The sequence below is a fragment of the Pseudarthrobacter sp. NIBRBAC000502770 genome (assembly GCF_006517815.1).
GTDB lineage: Bacteria > Actinomycetota > Actinomycetes > Actinomycetales > Micrococcaceae > Arthrobacter > Arthrobacter niigatensis.
The window spans coordinates 2,318,283-2,335,892 of record NZ_CP041198.1; the positions used below are offsets into that span (position 1 = coordinate 2,318,283).

A 17,610-nucleotide genomic window follows, 5' to 3' on the forward strand; every position below is an offset into this window, starting at 1 on the left:
TGCGTGCCGCTGTGCCGCTGAAGCGGAATTAAATTCGGCAGCAATCATCAGAGCCTCCGCATTGTTCATTCCACTTCCAGTATTTACCCGGGTGAGACAATAAAGTTTTGCGGTCACCCCTGCCCCGGACTGCTGGACCAGCGCCGGGCAGGTGCCAGGCGCCACAGCGCTGCCTTGCGGCCCGGTCGACGTATGCCTCATATGAAAGTGACAACCTGATGAAAATCAAAGCGATGAAGTGGCTCACTACCGCTCCCGTTGCGCTGGCCCTCGCGGTTTCCCTCGCAGCCTGCGGTGGCGGATCTTCCCAGCCCAGCGGCACCCCCACCGATGCCCTGCAGGGCAGCGACCAGCAGACGCTGGACAAGTACACCACTGCGGACGTGACGCCGATCGACAAGATCGACAAGACCAAGCTCGGCCTCATCACCGAGGGCACCCTGCGCGTGGGCACCCTTTCGGACGCACCGCCCAACATCTTCATCGACCCCTCCGGCAAGTTCACCGGCTACGACAACGAACTGCTGCGCGCCATTGGCGACAAGCTGGGCCTCAAGGTCGAATTCGCCTCCACCGATTTCTCGGCCCTGTTGTCCCAGGTGGCCAATAAGCAGTTCGACGTCGGATCCTCCTCGATTTCCACCACGGACAAGCGCCGTGAGACGGTCGGCTTCACGAACGGCTATGACTTCGGCTACATGGCTGTGGTCACCAAGAACGATTCCAAGGTCAAGGGCTTCGCCGACCTCAAGGACGGCGTGCGCATCGGCGTGGTCCAGGGCACCGTTCAGGACGACTACGTCACCAACACCCTCGGCCTTGAACCGGTCCGTTTCCCGGATTACAACACTGTCTATGCCAACGTGAAGTCCGGCCAGGTCGACGCCTGGGTGGCACCCTCGCAGCAGGCCACCGGCCAGGTGAAGGACGGCGATAACACCAAGATCGCCGAAAAGGTTGTTAACACCCAGAACTTCACCGCGTACGCAGTGAACAAGGACAACAAGCCGCTGATTGACGCCCTGAACGCGGGCCTGGATGCCGTCATTGCTGACGGTACGTGGACCAAGCTCACCGCCCAGTGGTACACGGACCGGCCCACCGCCAAGGAGCAGACCCCGCAGGGCTGGAAGCCGGGCAGCAAAGCCGTCCAGGTTCCCGCGAAGTAACCCGGGCGTTCCATGGATATCCTCAAACTGCTCTCCGATACCTTCCTTGACTGGAAGGCGATCGGCGCCGTCCTGCCCAAAATGTTCGCCGTCGGGCTTCCGAATACGCTCGTTTTGGCTGTTTCGTCCGGCGTCATCGGAACAGTACTTGGCATGCTGCTTGCCCTGATGGGGATTTCCCGGAACGCCGGGGCCCGCTGGGTGGCTCGCATCTACACGGATGTGCTCCGCGGGCTGCCGCCCATCCTCACCATCCTGGTGATTGGGCTCGGATTCGGGCCGATCGTCCGGCAATGGACCGGATCCACCAGCCCGTACCCGATGGCGATTGCCGCGCTGTCCCTGATGTCGGCCGCCTACATCGGCGAGATCTTCCGCTCCGGCATCCAGAGCGTGGACAAGGGCCAGCTCGAAGCAACCCGTGCCCTGGGGTTCGGCTACGGCCCGGCCATGCGCCTGGTAGTAGTACCCCAGGGCGTCCGGCGGGTGCTTCCGGCCCTGGTCAACCAGTTCATCGCCCTGATCAAGGAGTCCTCCCTGGTCTTCATGCTCGGGCTGCTGGCCAGCGAACGCGAGATCTTCCAGATCGGCAAGGACGCGGCGTCCACCAGCGGCAACTTGTCGCCCTACGTCGCTGCGGCGGTGTTCTACCTGGCATTGACCGTCCCGCTGACCCACTTCGTGAACTGGATCGACCGGCGCCTCCGCACCGGCCGGCCCGAAAAGAAAGAACCGGACGAGGCCGCAGCCGTCGTTGGAAAGGGAGCCCAGGCATGAGCGAGTTCGCATCCGGCACACTGAGCGCCAGGAACATCCACCTTTCCTTCGGCAGCAACCACGTCCTGCGGGGCATCGACCTGCACGTACCCCAGGGCACTACCGCGTCGGTCATCGGCCCGTCAGGTTCGGGCAAGTCCACCCTGCTGCGGGTCATGAACCGGCTGATCGAACCCGACCAGGGGACATCCTCTTGGACGGGCGTTCTGTCCTGAAGGACAACCCGGATGAACTCCGGCGCCGGATCGGGATGGTGTTCCAGCAGTTCAACCTGTTCCCGCACAAAACGGTGGTGGAAAACGTCTCCCTTGCCCTGCGGAAACTGCGCAAGCTCTCCAAGGAGGAAGCGCAGGCCGAGGCCCTGGAGCAGTTGGACCTTGTCGGGTTGAAGCACAAGGCTGATTCCCGGCCCGCCAACCTCTCCGGCGGCCAGCAGCAGCGCGTGGCCATCGCCCGTGCGCTGGCCATGAAGCCCGAGGTGATGTTCTTCGACGAGGCCACCTCTGCCTTGGACCCCGAGCTGGTCAAGGGCGTCCTGGCCTTGATGGCGGACCTCGCCAAGGGCGGCATGACCATGGTGGTGGTGACCCACGAAATGGGCTTCTCCCGCAACGTCTCCGATGCCGTGACATTCATGGACGCCGGTGTTGTGGTGGAGTCCGGGCCGCCCGAGCAGCTGTTCACCGAGCCAAAGACCGACCGGCTCAAGGGCTTCCTCTCGGATGTCCTGTAACGCCCACGGCATAAAGAAATCCCCGGCTGCAGCCTGCAGCCGGGGATTTCTTTTTGTCTTCCGCGAGATGGCGACGGCGGGACGCGCCTGTCGCCCGCGGCGGCGCTAGCCCTGGGCGGCTGCGGCCGCCTGGGCCGCGGCAGGCAGTGCGTCGTAAATCCGGTTCATGGCGTCGTCGTCGTGCGCGGCCGACAGGAACCAGGCCTCGAAGACCGACGGCGGCAGGTAGACCCCGGAGTCCAGCATCGAGTGGAAGAACGGCGCATAGCGGAAGGCTTCCTGTGCCTGGGCGTCCGCGTAGTTGTGGACGCCGTTGGCCGAGGTGCCGAAGGCTACCGAGAAGAGGTTCCCGGCGAACTGGATGGAGTGGTCCACCCCTGCGGCGTCCAGGGCGCTGGAGAGGGCCGAGGACAGTTCCAGCGAGCGGACGTCGATGAAGGAGTAGACGTCGCGGGTCGCATGGGTCAGTGTTGCCACGCCGGCAGCCATGGCCACCGGGTTTCCGGACAGGGTTCCGGCCTGGTAGACCGGGCCGGTGGGCGCGAGGTAGTCCATGACGTCGGCGCGGCCGCCGAGGGCCGCCGTCGGCATCCCGCCGCCGATGACCTTGCCAAAGGTGAGCAGGTCAGGGGTCCATGGTTCCTCGGCATCCGGTGCACCGCCGGTAAGGCCCCAGTAGCCGGAGTAGCCGGTGCGGAATCCGGTCAGGACCTCGTCGACGATGAGGAGCGCGCCGTGCTCCCGCGTGATCTGCGAAAGTCCGTGGTTGAATCCCTCGCCGGGGGTGACGACGCCCATGTTCGCCGGCGCTGCTTCGGTGATGACGGCGGCAATATTGGGGCCGTGGACAGCGAAGGCTTCCTTGACGGCCGCGAGGTCATTGTAGGGCAGCACCAGCGTCTCCGCCGCGGTCGCTTCGGTGACACCGGCGGACCCGGGCAGGGCCAGGGTTGCCAGCCCGGAGCCGGCCGCGGCCAGGAGTCCGTCAAGGTGGCCGTGGTAGCAGCCGGCGAATTTGATGATCAGGTTGCGGCCGGTGAACCCGCGGGCCAGCCGGACAGCGGTCATGGTGGCTTCGGTTCCGGTGGACACCATCCGGAGGCGTTCGACGGCAGGGACGCGCTCCTGGACGATCTCCGCCAGGTTTGCCTCGTCCGGGGTGGACGCGCCAAAGGAGAGTCCCCGGTCGACGGCGGCATGCACGGCCTCCAGCACGGCCGGATGGGCGTGTCCGAGCAGGGCAGGTCCCCAGGAGCAGACCAGGTCCACGTATTCCTTGCCGTCGGCATCCGTCAGGTACGGTCCCTTGGCGGAGACCATGAAGCGCGGGGTCCCGCCCACGGAGCCAAAAGCCCGCACCGGCGAGTTGACGCCGCCCGGCATCAGCTGGCGGGCGCGGTCGAAGAGTGCCTCATTGCGAGGATTGCTGGAAGTCATGGTTCCTATTCTCTCAGTAAGCGGGAAAGCTCAAGTTAGCCGCAAGGGCCCCCTTGGCAGGGTCAGCCGGCGAGCAGCTCGGCCACGCGGGGCGCCACCGCCGTGCCCATCAGTTCGATCGAGCGCATCATGGCCGTGTGCGGCAGAGGCCCGTTGCTGTATTTGAGGTCAAAACGGTCAACCCCCAGGTTCCGCTTCAGCCGGACAATTTTTTGGGCCACGGTTTCCGGTGATCCGACGTAGAGTGCGCCTTCTGTGGAACAGAGTGCATCGAACTCACCGCGGCCGGCCGGACCCCAGCCACGCTCGGCTCCAAGCCTGTTCCGGAGTGCCAGCCAGTGGGGATAGAGCTCTTCCCGTGCCTGTTCGTCCGTATCGGCAACATGGCCGGGCGAGTGGGTGGCCATCTGCTGCATCGGGTGCCCGTATTTGCCCATCGCTTCCCGGTAGAGGTCGGCCAGGGGCCGGAAGCCCCGCGGCTGGCCGCCGATGATGGCGAAGATGATCGGATACCCGTATTGGGCACACCGGAGGACAGATTCCGGGGTGCCGCCCACGCCGATCCAGGTGGGCAGCAGGTGGTGCTCCAGGGGCGGGTAGACGCTCAGGCCGGCGAGGGCCGGGCGGGTGCGGCCTTCCCAGTGCACGGGCTGCTGTGCGCGGACCTTGTCGAACAGGTCAAGTTTTTCCTCGAACAGGACTTCGTAGTCCGCCAGGTCCAGTCCGAACAGCGGGAAGGACTCAATGAAGGATCCGCGCCCCAGCATGACTTCCGCCCGGCCGTTGGAGATTGCGTCCACGGTGGCGAAGCGCTGGAACACCCTGATGGGATCGTCCGAGCTCAGCACCGTCACCGCGGAGCCCAGGCGGATGCGGGACGTGCGGGCGGCGGCAGCGGCAAGGAAGACCTCCGGCGCGGACACGGCGTAGTCCTTGCGGTGGTGCTCCCCCACGCCGAAGGCATGGAGGCCGACGGCGTCAGCCAGTTCAGCCTGTTCCAGCAGCTGGCGCAGGACCTGGGCATGCGGCTGCGGGCTGCCGTCGGGGGCCTCACCGACGTCGCCGAAGGTGTTCAGGCCGAGGAGGATGCGGTCTTTCCCCACGGGTGCGGTGGGAGAGCCGGACGGGTCGGTCACCGGGTTTCCTTCAGCCAGCCGGCCAGTTCGGTGGCCCAGTAGGTGAGCACCGTGTGCGCTCCGGCCCGGCGGATGCCCAGCACGGATTCGGTGATAGCCGACCGGCGGTCGATCCACCCGTTGGCGGCGGCGGCTTCGATCATCGCGTATTCGCCGGAGATTTGATAAGCGGACACGGGCACCGGGCTCATGGCGGCCACGTCTGCCACGATGTCCAGGTAGCTCATGGCGGGCTTGACCATGATGATGTCGGCACCTTCGTCCAGGTCCAGTTCCACCTCGCGCAGCGCTTCGGTGCGGTTCCCGGCATCCATCTGGTAGGTCCGCCGGTCACCCGTGAGCTGGGAGTCCACCGCTTCGCGGAAAGGACCGTAGAACGCGGAGGCGTACTTCGCGGCGTAGGCGATGACGGAAGTGTTGACGTGTCCGGCCTCATCCAGTGCTGCGCGGATGGCGGCGATCTGGCCGTCCATCATCCCGGAGGGGCCCAGCATGTGCGCGCCGGCCTCAGCTTGCGCCACTGCCATCCTGGCGTAGATCTCAACGGTGCGGTCGTTGTCCACGTAACCGTCGGCGTCGAGCACCCCGCAGTGGCCGTGGTCGGTGAATTCGTCCAGGCAGACGTCACTCATGATCACCAGGTCGTCGCCCACTTCGGCGCGGACGTCGCGGATGGCCTTGTTCAGCACGCCGTCCGGGTCAAGGGAAGCCGAGCCTTCAGGATCGCGTGTTTCAGGAATGCCGAAGAGCATGATTCCGCCCAGCCCAAGTTCAACGGCCTCGGCCGCGGCCCGTTTCAGCGTGTCGGTGGTGTGCTGGACCACGCCGGGCATGGACGTGATGGGGTTGGGCTCGGTGAGTCCTTCCCTGATGAAGGCCGGAAGGATGAGTTCGGCCGGTGAAAGGCGCGTTTCGGCGGTCATCCGGCGCATGGCGGGGGTGGTGCGCAGGCGGCGGGGGCGTTGGGTGGGGAAAGTCATGGGTCCTGTCCTTCGCATTGGTTGTGAAGCATTTGGGGAAGCGTGCCTGTCACCGTCAGGGCGGGCTGAGCGCCTTGGCCACGGCCGCTACCAGGCCCTCCGGCGTCGGCTCAGCCGCCACCGCCGCAACGTCGAGGTCCAGGGCGGCGGCCTGTTCCGCCGTCGACCGTCCTATGGCCACCAGCCGGCACCCGCCCAGAGGCCCCAGCGCGGCGATCCGGCGCACGGCGCTCGGGGAGGCCGCGATCACGGCGTGAAGGCGTCCGCCGGCGATGTCCGCGGCGGCGGTTTGCGGTGCCAGGAGGGAGTACGACGACGGCTGCGGACCGGCGTCGCCGTCCTCCGCCTGCATGGAAAGCCGCCGTTCCGCTGCCGCCGGATAGTCGACAGTGCGGTAGGCGGTCACGGCGGTAACAGTGCCGCCTGCGGCTGCCAGGCCTTCCGAGAGGGTGCCGGCGGCGATATCCGCCTGTGGCAGCAGGATCCTGCCTCCTCCCGGCCAGACGGCGAGCAGCCCGGCGGCCGACTGTTCTCCGGGCGGGGTCAGTGCCACGGTGAGGCCGCCGGTCTCAAGGAGCCGCCGCGTTGCGGGACCGACGGCGGCGATCCGCGTCCCTGGCGGTACCAGCTGGCCCAGGCGCAGGCCACGCTCTGCCGCTTTTTCCATCAGGACGTGGACGGTGGTGGCGCTGCTGACCACCAGCCAGTCAAAGGCGGCAGCTGCGAGCGCGTCACAGGCAACATCCAGCATGTGCTGGTCAGGCGCCCGTTCAAAGTCGATGAGCGGCAGCAGCACAGGTTCCGCGCCGGCTGCTGCCAGGGCCTCCACCAGGGCAGCCGAACGTTCAGGGCTGCGCGTCACCAGGACCCGGACGCCGCCAAGCGGAGTCCGGGGCGTGGTGCCGCTTGAAGGCTGCGTCATCGCCAGGTCAGGATGCCTGCAGGTCGGCGATGTCGGCGGCTCCCGCGGCAAGGAGCAGCTCAGCCAGTTCGATGCCCAGCAGGGTTGCTCCCACCTCCGTCAGCCCGTCGGTGGCCCGCTTGTCCCGCACGGTGGCGGTGCCGTCCACGGCGCACACCACTGCTTCAAGGTGCAGCATGCTGCCCTTGCGGTAGGCGTAGGCCCCAACGGGCGCTGCGCAGCCCGCTTCGAGCCGGGCCAGCAGGGCGCGTTCGGCGGTGACGGCCAGGCGGGTGTCAGGATCATCCAGCGCGGCAAGAGCCTGGGCCAGGACTCCGCCCGGCCCCGGTTTCGCAGGAGCGTCCGCCGTTCGGCATTCGATGGCCAGCGATCCCTGACCCGCTGCGGGCAGCATCACGTCGGTTTCCAGGTATTCGGACACCACATCCAGCCGGCCGATCCTCTCCAGGCCGGCAGCCGCGAGCACCACGGCATCCAGGTCGCAGGATTTTCCGGGCACCACCTGGTCGGTGGAGTTGCCGGGCAGCCCGGGAACCCGGCCCAGGCGGGTGTCCACGTTGCCGCGGATGTCCACGATGTCCAGGTCAGCGCGGGCGGCCCGCAACTGGGCTGCGCGCCGCGGCGAACCGGTGCCGATGCGGGCCCCGGCCGGCAGGTCTGCCAGCTTGAGTCCGTCGCGGGCGCACAGGACGTCGCGGACGTCCACGCGGCGCGGAGTGGCGGCAAGGCTGAGCCCTACCGCGGCCCCGGTAGGAAGGTCCTTGAGCGAGTGCACGGCAACGTCGCACTCGTCGCGCAGCAGTGCATCGCGCAGGGCAGCGACAAAGACGCCCGTGCCGCCCATCTGGGACAGCGACCCCGTCAGGACGTCACCGTCGGTGCGGACGTGCACCAGTTCCACCGGAAAACCGCCGACGGCGGCCAGCTGGTCCGCGGTCTGCTGGGTCTGGGTAAGCGCCAGTTTGCTGGCGCGTGTTCCGATCCGGACCGTCACAGCTGGGCCGTTTCCGCGGCACCGCCGGACGGGTACGGATCATGGCCGGTGCCCACAGTGGTGTCAGCCGCCGCGATGGTGGGCTTTTCGCCGCGAAAGTTGGCGCAGCATCCCGGCCGGCAGACGTCGTACCAGGGACCAAGATCCGTCAGGGCGGGGCGGTCGCTGATGTTGTTGGCCACCGTCCGCTCGCAGATGAGGTCCACCAGGCCGTCAACGAACTTACGGTGCGTACCGGGCGTGGGGACGCGGGTGGCGGCCAGGCCCAGGTTGGCGCAGGTTTCCATCGCTTCGGTATCCAGGTCCCAGACAACTTCCATGTGGTCGCTGACGAAGCCGAGCGGGACGATGACGATGCCCTTGACGCCCTGGCCGGCCAGTTCCCCGATGGCATCGTTGATGTCCGGTTCCAGCCACGGCACGTGCGGAGCGCCGGAGCGGGACTGGTACACCAGGGACCACGGTGCGGTCAGCCCGGATTCCTTCCCGACCCGCTCAATGACGGCGGCCGCGTTGGCGAGGTGCTGGGCCACGTAGGCGGAGCCTTCCTCGAACACGCGCGGCTCCCCCTCGGAGCGGCCCGCCGCCTCGGCGTCCCGGGTGGGGATGGAGTGGGTGGCGAACAGGATATGGATGGGCGCATCCGGGGTGCCCGCTTCGGCAAGCTTGGCGCGGACCTCGGCCAGGCCGGCGGCGGTTCCTTCGACGAACGGCTCCACGAAGCCCGGGTGGTCGAAGTACTGGCGGACCTTGTCCACTTCCAGTTTGCCGTCCAGGCCGGTTTCGGTCAGCGCCATGCCGATGTCCTCGCGGTACTGGCGGCAGCTGGAGTAGCAGGAGTAGGCACTGGTGGTGAGCATGAGCACCCGGCGGTGCCCGGCGTCGTACGCTTCCTGCAGGGTCTGCGGGATGTACGGTGCCCAGTTGCGGTTGCCCCACAGCACGGGCAGCTCGATGCCGCGGGCAGCCAGCTCAGCTTCCAGCGCTGCCTTCAGCTCGCGGTTCTGCTGGTTGATGGGGCTGATGCCGCCGTTGGCACGGTAGTGGTGCGAGACTTCCTCCAGCCGCTCGTCCGGGATGCCCCGGCCGCGGGTGACGTTGCGGAGGAACGGGATGACGTCATCCTGGCCTTCCGGTCCGCCGAAGGAGGCCAGCAGGACGGCGTCGTAGTTTTTGGGGGCCATGCGTCCGGCCTCGGTCACCGGGTTGATGGCGGTGGCGGCCTGCTGCTCGGGGCTCATGCGAGGACCTCGGCAACCTCGTCTGCGGAGATGCGGCGTCCGGTATAGAACGGCACTTCCTCCCGCACGTGGTTGCGCGCCTCGGTGGCGCGGAGGTGGCGCATCAGGTCCACGAGGTCCACCAGTTCCGGCGCTTCCAGGCCCAGGATCCATTCCCAGTCGCCCAGGGCGAAGGAGGAAACGGTGTTGGAAATGACCTGCGGGAAGTCCCGTCCCAGCAGTCCATGGTCGCGGAGCATCTTGCCGCGCTCGGCCTCCGGCAGGATGTACCACTCGTAGGACCGGACGAACGGGTACACGCACAGCCACTCGGCCGGTGCGACGCCGCGGGAGTAGGCGGGGGTGTGGTTCTTGGCGAATTCCGCTTCGCGGTGGACACCCATGGCAGACCAGACGATCTCCGTGCCGGCGAAGAGGGTGCTGCGGCGGATGTCGCGGATGGCCTGCTGCAGCGCCTCCGGCTTGGGTCCATGGAGCCACACCATGACGTCGGCGTCGGCGCGCATGGCCGAGACGTCGTAGCTGCCCCGGTGCGTGACACCGGCGGCGGCGAGACGCTCCAGCAGCGCTTCGAAGTCGGCGGCGGCATCGGCACTGCGGACCACTGACTCCGACCGCTTGAATACCGTCCAGAGGGTAAAGAACTGCTCGGCTGATTCTTCGGTTTTAGTGACAGATTCGGCAGAAGTGTGGCTCATGGTTACAAGTTTGCCCCTTCCCTGCCCCCAAGGCGAAACCGAAGAGTTCTACAGCTCGTAGAAGTGATTAAAGTCACCTTCCGGAGCACGTCAGGCCAACGGACAGGCCGCCCTTAGGGGCGGCGCATGCGGAGGAATACCAGCCCTGCGGCGGCACCTACGCCAACCAGTCCGGCGCCCAGCCACACCATGGCATCGGGCACGCCGGGCAGCGGACCGGTGGAGGAAACTGCCTGTCCCGGTCCTTCCGGTGCTCCGGCGGCCTGCGGCGCCCGCGTGGGCTGGGACTGGCGCGCGTTGATGGACAGCGACGTTGGCAGGACGGGGCCCGGCGTGGAAACCGGGCCGGCGGCCGGCGCGTCGTCCCCCACAGGGCCAGCCTCGCCGGTCCCGGTGGCGTCGGCCGCCGCGGCGCCGCCGGCGGACGCTGCACCGGACCCCGGCACCGTGGCCTGCGTCCCGGACAGCGGGGCAGGACCTCCCCCGGCTGCTCCGGGCGCTGTTGCAGCGGACGTGGCAACGGCCGCCGGAGCGGAGCCGCCCACCGCTGTCGAAGGACCGGTTCCAGGGGCAGCTGCCGGCCCGGACGCCGCGGGGGACCCGGACCTGCCGGGAGCCGGGGAACCGGTGGCCGCGGCTGTGGTCTGTGGCCGGGGTGCCAGGGGCGTCCCGGAGTCCGTCGGAGCGGGCGTGGCAGTGGAAGTCGAGCCTGCGGACAGGGTCGCGGCAATCGTCGGAAGCAGCGAAGCGGGCAACGGGAGCAGCGTCGAAGCTGTCCGGGGTGCCGGGGTTGCCGTGGCCGGGGCGGTCGGTTCGCCTGTACTCTGCCCTCGATGCCAGGCTCCGCCTTGTGATGCCAGGTCTTGCGGAGGCGGGACCGCGTCGTCCGCCAAGGACGCCTGGACGCCGGTGGAAAGAACCAGTACCGCTCCGACGGCCGCTGCTGCGGTGCCGCGCCGGAGTCCCCCATGGATACCGGTCCGGGACATTGAAAGCTCGGACCTGTGTTGAACCATAGTCATCGACCCTAACCAGAAGGCTTGGCCGATTGGAAACTGAACGGGACGCCGTACCGGGCGCGGCGCGGGTGCCGCGGGCCCGGCTCGGAGCGCTGACCAGCAGGAATGCTCAGGCGGCAGTGAGTTGGGCGATTTGCTCACGTGTGTCGGCCACCACAGCGGCCAGGCCGTTCCCGGCCACCCATCCGCCCACGACGGCCAGGCCGCCGGCAGCGCTGCAGGACCGCCGGATGTCCGCTGCCCGGGCACGGTGCCCGACGGCGGCGAACGGCAGGGCTCCGCGCCAGCGGACCACATCCCAGCCCCTTATGTCCTCCCCCGCGATGCGGACGCCCAACAGGGCGGAAGCGTCGCGCAAGGCGGCCGCGAACAGCTCATCATCCGATTGCGGGCCGGAGGCCTGCACGGACGCTCCGTCCACCCGGCCGTAGGAAAGGCGCACCACATGGCGCCCGGTCCCGGCAGCGGCAGCCAGCCAATCCCATTTTCCGGTGGCATGCGTGAGCGCCTTGGCATCGATCCCCGGCGTTTGCGGGGCCACCAGGATCCCCGTTCCACGCGGCCGCCCGTCAAGGTCCGGATTGTCCAGGACCAGTGTCACCAGCTTGACGTCCGGCCCGGAGGCAGGCTTTTTTCCAGAAATTGCAGGGACGGCATGTTCCAGCAGTTCGACGGCGGCCGGTCCCTCCACTGCCATGACCAGCAGTGCGGCACTGAAGGCCGCCCCGCCGGCGTCGACCCGCCAGCCGCCAGGAGTGCGGGAGACCGTCGTCGCGGCAGTGTCCGGCAAAAGGACCACACCACGGCGCAGAAGATCCGCCACCAAGGCATCCACCAGGGTGTGCATGCCGCCTTCGAGGCCGGCGACGGCGGACCCGGCTTTTGCGGGCTGGCCGGGCTGCTGCGGGTGCCCGGGTGTGCCCGCACGGCGCCGCTGCGCCGAGACCGCGGCAGCGAGGGAACCGTGTTGCCGCAATCCGGCACGGAGGCCGGGGGCCACCATGTCGACGTCGAGCAGGCCGGGATCGGCGGAGTGGACGCCGCCTACTACCGGGGAGACCAGGCGTTCCAGCACCCGCGACCCCATCCGGGCCCGGACCAGCGCGGCGACGCTGGTGACACCGGCCCCGGCGCCGACGGAGGCAGGCAGGAGGCGGTCCACGGAGGCGCGCAGCGAGCCGAGGATGCCCAGGGTGCGCCGTACCTCAGGGTCCCAGGGATTGGCGGGAATGCCCAGGACGCCGGTCCGGGGCAGCTCGCGGGGCCCATCCGGCAGCTGCACCCAGGCACCTCCGGGGCGCGGGGGAACGATCTTCCCGCCAAGGCCCAGTTCCGCGCAGAGCCGGGCGACGGCGTCGGACCTGGTGGCGAAGGACTCGGCGCCGCTGTCCAGAGTGAGCCCGGCCACCGTATGGCTGCCCACGCAGCCGCCCCACGCCGTCCCGGCTTCCAGGACGGTCACTTCATGTCCGGCTGCTGCGAGTTCCCGGGCGGAGAGCAGCCCGGAGATCCCGCCGCCCACCACCAGCGCCTTGCCGGGTGTTGCCGGGGAGCCGCGCACGGGTTACGCCGGAGAGATGGAGTGGATGAGCTCCACTACCCGGGTGAGGACGTCAGGGTCCGTCCCGGGGGGTACGCCGTGCCCCAGGTTCAGGACGTGGCCGGGTGCGGCGGAGCCGGCGGCGATGACCTCGCGGACGTGCGCTTCCAGGATGTCCCAGGGTGCTTCCAGCAGCGCGGGGTCGATGTTTCCCTGCAGGGGCACCGTCCCGCCGAGCCGGCGGTTTGCTTCGTCCAGCGGGAGCCGGTAGTCAACGCCCACCACGTCCACTCCCACGTCCCGCATGGCCACGAGGAGTTCGGACGTGCCGGTGCCGAAGTGGATGAGCGGGGCACCCAGGTGGCGCACGTGGTCCAGGGCCCGGGCCGACGCCGGCGCAACGTATTTGGTGTAGTCGGCCAGTCCCAGCGAACCCGCCCAGGAGTCGAAGAGCTGGGCGGCGGAGGCCCCGGCCTCCAGCTGCGCCTGGAGGAACATGCCGGAGGCGTCGGCGGCCCAGTTGGCCAGCGCGGTCCAGGTTTCCGGATCAGCATGCATCATGGTCCGCGGGCCCAGGTGGTCGCGGGACGGCTTGCCTTCCACCATGTAGGCGGCCAGGGTGAACGGCGCCCCGGCGAAACCGATCAGTGGTGTCTTGCCCAGTTCGGCCACCGTGAGGCGGACTGCTTCGCGGATGGGTTCCAGGGCTTCCCAGGTCAGCTGCGGCAGGGCCGCGACATCGGCGGCACTGCGCACGGGCTTATCAAGGACCGGCCCCACCCCGGGAACAATGTCCACGCCCACGCCGGCAAGCTTCAAGGGGATGACAATGTCCGAAAAGAAGATTCCGGCGTCCACGTCATGCCGGCGGACGGGCTGGAGCGTGATCTCGGAGGCCAACTCCGGCCGGAGGCAGGAGTCCAACATGGCGATTCCCTCGCGCACCTTAAGGTATTCGGGCAGCGAGCGGCCGGCCTGCCGCATGAACCACACGGGACGGCGGGACGGCTTGCCGCCGCGGTAGGCCGTGATCAGCGGAGAGTCTGCTGTGCGGCCGTCCATCAGGGGATGGTCTGCGGCGAGGGCGCCGGCAGCGGAGACGGCAGGGCTAGGAGTCATGCCTTTGATTGTGCCCAAAAAGAGCCGCAAAAGATAACGACAACCTGTCGCTGAAGCCCCGGAAAAGCGGGAGGTGGCGGGGAACACGTCCCACTGTGGCGACTATCCTTTCCCATGGTTGTTCTACCGGGTAACGAAAAAGCTATGATTGGTCTGCTGTGGTTCTTTTTTCATTGGTGGCTACACACGCCGACATCGATCTTGAAACCGTTGCTCAGTTGAGCAACGGTTCCTCCGGGATTGCCGCTTCCGCGCTCACTGAATCACCCGCCGTCGCCGGCGCGGTGGTCCTGGCCACGTGCAACCGTTATGAAATCTATGGCGAGGCCGCGAATCCGAACGATGTTGAAGCGGCCCGGGCCGCCCTCGTCTCGCGGATCAGCGAGGCCAGCGGACTGGCGGAGCCGCTCGTGTCCCGCTCCTTCAGCACCCGCACCGGGCCTGAGGTGACCCAGCACCTGTTTGCCGTCAGCGCGGGGCTGGACTCCGCCGTCGTCGGTGAGCGCGAGATCGCCGGGCAGGTTCGCCGCGCCCTCATCACCGCACAGCACGACGGTACTGCCAGTGCCGGACTCGTCCGGCTGTTCCAGGCCGCGTCCAAAACCGCCAAGGATGTGGGCGCGCAGACTGCCCTGGGTTCGCGGGGCCTGTCCATCGTTTCGGTGGCACTGGACCTGGCCACTGACCTTTCCGAAAACCCGGACTGGTCAACCAAGAAAGTTGTCCTGTTCGGAACCGGCGCGTATGCAGGCGCCACCATGGCCCTGCTGCGTGAGCGCGGCTGCACTGACATCTCCGTTTTCTCCTCCTCCGGCCGGGCCGAAGGGTTCGTGGCTTCCCGCGGAGGTGCCGCCCTGGACGCGGAGTCCCTGCGCCCCGCGGTGGCCGCTGCCGACGTCATGATCGGCTGCAGCGGCTCGGACACCCGGGTCGAGGCCGATGAACTGGCCCAGGTCCGCGCGGAGTCGCCGCAGCCCCTGATCGCCATCGACCTGGCGCTCACCCACGACTTCGATCCCGCCGTCGGCGAACTGGATGGCGTTGAACTGCTGACGCTGGAATCTGTGCGCCTGGCCGCCCCGCAGGAGCAGGCGGAATCCCTGACCCAGGCCAGCGGCATCGTCAAGGGCGCGGCCAAGGCCTTCGAGCAGGAGCGCGAAGCCCGCTCGGTGGACTCCGCCATCGTTGCCCTGCGGCGCCACACCATGAGTGTGCTGGACGCGGAGATGGAAAAGGTCCGTGCCCGGCACGGGTGCACCGCTGCCGCCGAAGAAGTCGAGTTCGCGCTGCGCCGCATGGTCAAGCAGTTGCTGCACGTCCCCACGGTCCGCGCCCGCGAACTCGCGGCGAACGGCCAGCAGGACAACTACGTGGCGGCCCTGGAGGCACTGTACGGCATCACCGTCGAGCAGCCCGCCGCCACCGCGCCGGCCGCCGAGTGCCCGGTGGACCACAAGGGCCGCGAAACCGCCTGAGTGCTTTCCCCGACGCCCCATCACCATTTGCCCCTAAATCGGAAACGCCCCATCACTTTCTTCAGGGAAGTGATGGGGCGTTTCTCAAAAAGCCGCTAAAGGTGATGGGGCGTCCGGGTCAGTAGACCGGCTTTTCGGGTTCCACCTCCCGCACCCAGGCCAGGATCCCGCCGTCGAGATGGCTGACCCGCTGATACCCGGCTGCCCGGGCGGCCGCCAGCACGCTGGCGGACCGCGTACCGGCCTTGCAGTGGAACACGATATCCCGGTCCTGCGGAAGTTCGTCCCAGGCCTCGCCGGCCAGGATACGTCCCTGCGGGATCAGTTTTGCCCCGTCGATCCGGACGATGTCGTACTCCCCCGATTCCCGGACGTCCACCAGTTCAAAGTCCTTGAGCCCGGCTTGGCGCGAGGCCAGCATGGTGGCCAGCTGGGTGGCCGTGACCGTGTGTTCGGTGTCCGACGGGGAGGCCGGGGCGATGCCGCAGAAGGCCTCGTAGTCGGTGAGTTCGGTGATGGGTTCGGCGGCCGGGTCCTTCGCTACCCGGATCTCGCGCCAGCTCCCGCCGAGGGCGTCAAAGAGGGCCACGCGGCCCAGCAAAGAGCGCCCGACGCCGGTAATCAGCTTCACGGCTTCGGTCACCATGAGCGATCCCACGGCGGCGCACAGCATGCCAAAGACCCCGCCCTCGCCACAGGACGGGACGGAACCGGCAGGCGGGGCCTCGGGGTACAGGTCCCGGTACGTGGGTCCATGCTTCTCCCAAAACACGCTGACCTGGCCGTCAAAGCGGAAGATGGAGCCCCACACATAGGGCTTGCCAAGGATGGCGGCGGCGTCGTTCACCAGGTAGCGGGTGGCGAAGTTGTCGGCACCGTCGAGAATGAGGTCGTAGCCGCTAAACAGTTCCAGGGCGTTGGACGAGTCCAGGCGCACGTTGTGCAGCCGGACGTCCACCAGCGGGTTCAGCCCGGCAATGGCGTCGCGCGCCGATTCGATCTTGGGACGGCCCACATCGCTGACGCCGTGGATCACCTGGCGCTGCAGGTTGCTCAGGTCCACGACGTCGTCGTCGATGATGCCGATGGTTCCCACCCCCGCCGCGGCGAGGTAGAGCAGCGCGGGTGCTCCCAATCCGCCGGCGCCGATCACCAGCACCTTGGCGTTCTTGAGCCGCCGCTGCCCGAGGGCGCCGATCTCGGGAATGATCAGGTGCCGGGAGTATCTTTCGACCTCGGCGGCCGTGAGGTCGGCGGCCGGTTCCACCAGCGGATCCAGGGAGGGTGACGCAACATTTGCGGTGAAAGACGAAGCCATACTTCAATGTATGCCCCGGGATACCGCCGGGTCATATTACCCCGCAGTAAAGTGAAGGGTAACTGCAATGGAAAGAAGGACAACTGTGGTCCCTGAAGCACGGGCAGACCGCCCGACCGCCGCCGAACCGCAAGCTCCCTCCCGCCCCGCAGGCCAGCGGTCCGCCCGGCTGCCCCGGGATGAGCGCCGCGCACAACTCCTTGCTGCGGCCCAAGAGGTGTTCGTAGCCAACGGCTACCACGGCGCTGCGATGGATGAGATCGCAGAAACCGCCCACGTGAGCAAACCGGTGCTGTACCAGCACTTTCCGTCGAAGCGCGAACTCTACCTCGCGCTGCTGGAAAGCCACCTGGCCTCGCTCACCGAACTGATGCTGGGCGCCCTGAACTCCACCACGGACAATGATGAACGCGTCCAGGCCGTCATGCGCGCCTACTTCCACTTCATCGCCAATGACGACCAGGCCCACCGCCTGGTGTTCGAATCAGACCTGATCAACGACACCGATGTCAGCTCCAGGCTGGAAACCTTCAACCGGACCTTCGCCGACGCCATTGCCAGGGTCATTGCGGAGGACACCAAGCTCCCCCACCTGGAAGCCCAGCTGCTGGGCCGGGGCCTGGCCGGAATGGCGCAGGTCAGCGCCCGGTACTGGCTGGAAACGGACGGCAACCTGGACCTCGATGTGGCCAGCGACCTCATCTACCGTTTAGCTTGGCGCGGAATCTCTCGCTTCCCCAAAGAGTCCTAGACTACAAATAAGACAACACCTCGTAGAAACACGAGAACTTTCACAGGCTGGGAGGCCCCCTTGGAGATTAAGATCGGCGTTCAGAACGTTGGCCGCGAAATCGTGCTGGAATCAACCCAGGATGCGGAGACCGTGGCCAAGGTGGTTGGCGAAGCCATCAATGGGGGCAGCGAACTGCGCCTGAAGGATGACAAAGGACGCCTGATCATTGTTCCAGGCAACGCATTGGCTTACGTGGAAATCGGTGCCGAGGAGGTCCGGCGCGTAGGTTTCGGGCAGTTCTAGTCCGGGCCTGCTGCAG

The 17,610-nt window shown here is 67.6% G+C and carries 16 protein-coding genes and 1 pseudogene; 6 read left to right on the forward strand and 11 right to left on the reverse strand.

All coding sequences use genetic code 11. The features are described 5' to 3' along the window. The first annotated feature begins 218 nt into the window (after positions 1 to 218). From NIBR502770_RS11060 to NIBR502770_RS11070, 3 genes and pseudogenes are all read left to right on the forward strand, one after another. The gene (locus NIBR502770_RS11060) at positions 219 to 1,169 is read left to right on the forward strand and encodes an ABC transporter substrate-binding protein (RefSeq protein WP_141181955.1); all 951 of its coding nucleotides are present in this window, start codon (positions 219 to 221) and stop codon (positions 1,167 to 1,169) included. A 12-nt stretch (positions 1,170 to 1,181) separates the two neighbouring features. Next, positions 1,182 to 1,946: an amino acid ABC transporter permease gene (locus NIBR502770_RS11065; protein WP_141159927.1), complete on the forward strand. Its 765-nt coding sequence runs from the start codon at positions 1,182 to 1,184 to the stop codon at positions 1,944 to 1,946. Next, positions 1,943 to 2,679: pseudogene (locus NIBR502770_RS11070) on the forward strand (amino acid ABC transporter ATP-binding protein). The gene NIBR502770_RS11065 and the pseudogene NIBR502770_RS11070 overlap by 4 nt, the downstream one beginning before the upstream one ends. 105 nt (positions 2,680 to 2,784) lie before the next feature. Here the strand turns inward: NIBR502770_RS11070 and hemL are convergent. The 10 genes from hemL to hemE all read right to left on the reverse strand — a co-directional run bounded on the left by hemL (position 2,785) and on the right by hemE (position 13,765). Beyond that, positions 2,785 to 4,116 (reverse strand): glutamate-1-semialdehyde 2,1-aminomutase, encoded by a 1,332-nt coding sequence (gene hemL / locus NIBR502770_RS11075; protein ID WP_141159925.1) that lies wholly within the window; start codon positions 4,114 to 4,116, stop codon positions 2,785 to 2,787. Positions 4,117 to 4,178: 62 nt separating this feature from the next. Then, complete coding sequence (locus NIBR502770_RS11080) at positions 4,179 to 5,252, reverse strand: LLM class flavin-dependent oxidoreductase (protein ID WP_141181956.1); 1,074 nt, start codon at positions 5,250 to 5,252, stop codon at positions 4,179 to 4,181. Continuing rightward, entirely contained in the window at positions 5,249 to 6,232 is a 984-nt protein-coding gene (hemB, locus tag NIBR502770_RS11085) for a porphobilinogen synthase (protein WP_141181957.1), read from the reverse strand. The genes NIBR502770_RS11080 and hemB overlap by 4 nt, the downstream gene beginning before the upstream one ends. Positions 6,233 to 6,287: 55 nt before the next feature. After that, positions 6,288 to 7,154, reverse strand: a complete 867-nt coding sequence (locus tag NIBR502770_RS11090) for a uroporphyrinogen-III synthase (RefSeq protein ID WP_141159922.1) — start codon at positions 7,152 to 7,154, stop codon at positions 6,288 to 6,290. A gap of 7 nt (positions 7,155 to 7,161) precedes the next feature. Further along, positions 7,162 to 8,148, reverse strand: a complete 987-nt coding sequence (hemC, locus tag NIBR502770_RS11095) for a hydroxymethylbilane synthase (RefSeq protein WP_141159921.1) — start codon at positions 8,146 to 8,148, stop codon at positions 7,162 to 7,164. Continuing rightward, entirely contained in the window at positions 8,145 to 9,389 is a 1,245-nt protein-coding gene (locus NIBR502770_RS11100; protein WP_141181958.1) for a ferrochelatase, read from the reverse strand. The genes hemC and NIBR502770_RS11100 overlap by 4 nt, the downstream gene beginning before the upstream one ends. Beyond that, the gene (gene hemQ, locus NIBR502770_RS11105; RefSeq protein WP_141181959.1) at positions 9,386 to 10,087 is read right to left on the reverse strand and encodes a hydrogen peroxide-dependent heme synthase; all 702 of its coding nucleotides are present in this window, start codon (positions 10,085 to 10,087) and stop codon (positions 9,386 to 9,388) included. The genes NIBR502770_RS11100 and hemQ overlap by 4 nt, the downstream gene beginning before the upstream one ends. 113 nt (positions 10,088 to 10,200) lie before the next feature. Further along, entirely contained in the window at positions 10,201 to 11,076 is an 876-nt protein-coding gene (locus NIBR502770_RS11110) for a hypothetical protein (protein WP_141181960.1), read from the reverse strand. Between the two features lie 139 nt (positions 11,077 to 11,215). Continuing rightward, complete coding sequence (hemG, locus tag NIBR502770_RS11115; RefSeq protein WP_141181961.1) at positions 11,216 to 12,667, reverse strand: protoporphyrinogen oxidase; 1,452 nt, start codon at positions 12,665 to 12,667, stop codon at positions 11,216 to 11,218. Between the two features lie 3 nt (positions 12,668 to 12,670). Next, on the reverse strand, positions 12,671 to 13,765 hold the full coding sequence (hemE, locus tag NIBR502770_RS11120) for a uroporphyrinogen decarboxylase (RefSeq protein ID WP_141181962.1): 1,095 nt from the start codon (positions 13,763 to 13,765) through the stop codon (positions 12,671 to 12,673). 158 nt (positions 13,766 to 13,923) lie between these two features. On the opposite strand from hemE, the gene NIBR502770_RS11125 reads away from it, so the two are divergent. After that, positions 13,924 to 15,240, forward strand: a complete 1,317-nt coding sequence (locus NIBR502770_RS11125; RefSeq protein WP_141181963.1) for a glutamyl-tRNA reductase — start codon at positions 13,924 to 13,926, stop codon at positions 15,238 to 15,240. A 118-nt stretch (positions 15,241 to 15,358) separates the two neighbouring features. On the opposite strand, the gene moeB is transcribed toward NIBR502770_RS11125, so the two are convergent. Continuing rightward, positions 15,359 to 16,558 (reverse strand): molybdopterin-synthase adenylyltransferase MoeB, encoded by a 1,200-nt coding sequence (gene moeB / locus NIBR502770_RS11130; RefSeq protein ID WP_141159914.1) that lies wholly within the window; start codon positions 16,556 to 16,558, stop codon positions 15,359 to 15,361. Between the two features lie 85 nt (positions 16,559 to 16,643). Here moeB and NIBR502770_RS11135 point away from each other — a divergent pair, with 85 nt between their 5' ends. Together NIBR502770_RS11135 and NIBR502770_RS11140 are read left to right on the forward strand one after the other, a co-directional pair. Beyond that, positions 16,644 to 17,309: a TetR/AcrR family transcriptional regulator gene (locus NIBR502770_RS11135; RefSeq protein WP_141159913.1), complete on the forward strand. Its 666-nt coding sequence runs from the start codon at positions 16,644 to 16,646 to the stop codon at positions 17,307 to 17,309. A 60-nt stretch (positions 17,310 to 17,369) separates the two neighbouring features. Continuing rightward, positions 17,370 to 17,594: a DUF3107 domain-containing protein gene (locus NIBR502770_RS11140; protein ID WP_141181964.1), complete on the forward strand. Its 225-nt coding sequence runs from the start codon at positions 17,370 to 17,372 to the stop codon at positions 17,592 to 17,594. Positions 17,595 to 17,610: the final 16 nt, after the last annotated feature.